Source organism: Streptomyces sp. H39-S7 (assembly GCF_027158205.1).
Classification (GTDB): Bacteria; Actinomycetota; Actinomycetes; order Streptomycetales; family Streptomycetaceae; genus Actinacidiphila.
Genome location: NZ_JAPVLU010000134.1, coordinates 1 through 1,829 on the forward strand (window position 1 = coordinate 1; position 1,829 = coordinate 1,829).

1 protein-coding gene is annotated in these 1,829 nt (G+C 67.2%); it reads left to right on the forward strand.

Features of this window, described 5'->3' with window-relative positions; genetic code table 11:
- Nucleotides 1-136 precede the first annotated feature (136 nt).
- Entirely contained in the window at nt 137-1,816 is a 1,680-nt protein-coding gene (locus tag O3X23_RS43825; RefSeq protein ID WP_269280989.1) for an IS4 family transposase, read from the forward strand.
- Nucleotides 1,817-1,829 lie beyond the last annotated feature (13 nt).

Consider the following 1,829-nt stretch of genomic DNA (forward strand, 5'->3'; position numbering starts at 1 on the left):
CAAGGCCGCGAAGTTAACAGGCCGACGGCCCTGTCAAGGCTCTGTGGCTGGAGTTGACGGTTCGACAGCTACGGAAACGGGGCCTCTGGTAGAGGCAAGGAAGTCGACCAAGACGTTCCTGCTTCGAGAGGTTCCGTTGTCCGGCCAGTTTGCCACCACCACGTTGACGCGCACCGCCACCGTCGCCGGGGGCGTTTTCGCACCCGGCCACTTGGGCGAGCTGACACAGTACGTCCCCTTCGAGCTCGTCGACGACGTGCTGGAAGGAACGCACACCGTTCAGGCACGCGTGCGCTGCCTGCCCTCGCGGGTGGGCGTGTACTTCCTCCTCGCGCTGGGGCTGTTCCCCGCACTGGGCTACCGCCGGGTGTGGGACAAGCTCGTCGCCGGTCTGCACGGGCTGGACCTGCACGTACCTTCGGAGAAGGCACTGCGGGACCTGCGGCGACGCCTGGGCCCGGCACCTCTGAAAATGTTGTTCGAGGTGTTGGCGGGCCCGCTGGCCCAGCCCTCGACACCCGGCGTGCGCTACCGGCACTGGCGGACCGTGGCTTTCGACGGCTGCAGCTCGATCAAGGCCCCGGACCAACCACGCATCCGCTCTCTGCTCGGCAAGGTCCAGCACCACTGGGGCTTGGCCGGCTACCCGGTGCTTCGGCTAACAGTCCTGTGCGAGACCGGCACCCGCGGGCTCCTTGGCGCTGTCTTTGGGCCGACGAGCACTGGGGAGACAACCCAGGCGTCACGGCTGTTGCCCCTACTGTCGCCGCAGATGCTCCTGCTCGCGGACCGGGGCTTCGACGGCGACAGCCTCCTGGGAGCCATCGCCGACACCGGTGCCCAGCTGCTGGTACGGATCAGCTCCAAACGCCGTCCCGCCGTGATGGCCACCCTGCCCGACGGTTCCTATCTCACCCGCTTCAACGGCCTTGACCTGCGCATCATCGAGGCAGACGTCACCGTCACCACCAGTGCCGGACAGCGCATCGGCGGCCGCTACCGGCTGGCCACCACCCTTCTCGACCACCGCGCTGACCCGGCCGAGACACTCGTCCGTCTCTACCACGAGCGCTGGGAGATCGAGTCAGCGTTCTACTCCCTTCGCCACACCCTGCTCACCGGCAGGGTCCTGCGCTCGTGCGACGCGCCGGGCCTGGAGCAGGAGCTGTGGGCCCTCCTGATCCTCTACCAGGCACTACGCCGGGCGATGGTGGACGCTGTCGAGTCCGTTCCTGGTACCGACCCTGACCGGGCGAGTTTCACCGTCGCGCTCCAAGTGGCCCGCGACCTGGTGGTCTGCGCGACCGGCGTCCTGCCCGACAGCACGAACACACCCGTGGCAGGACGCATCACCGATGCGGTCCTGGCCGCCCTCCTGCCCAGCCGGCGCCCGCGCATCAGCGCCCGCAAGGTGAAATGCCCGACCTCGCGCTACCCGGCCAACCCGACCACAGCGCACCCGCTGACCAGCCAGAAGATTGCGCGTCTGGACATCGAGATCCATCGCGAGACCTTGAAGCCCAACAACCAGTCAGCGAGCAGCAGTCCGAGCGGACAGGCAGGACAAGGCCGCAGAAACCAGGTGCTCCAGCTTCTGCGGGCCGCTCAGGACCGAACCTGGCACGCCACCGAGATCGCCAAGGTACTGGGGTGGGAGAACTACAGGAGTGTCTGCGCGCAACTCGGCTACTGGGCAAAGGAAGGCCTCCTGCAGAAGGTCGCCCGCGCGACCTACATCCTCGCGCCCGCCTGGATGCACAACGATCACCAGCAGCCAGCACAACCCACACCGTTGACAGGACTGTCGGCCTCTTAACTTCGCGGCCTTG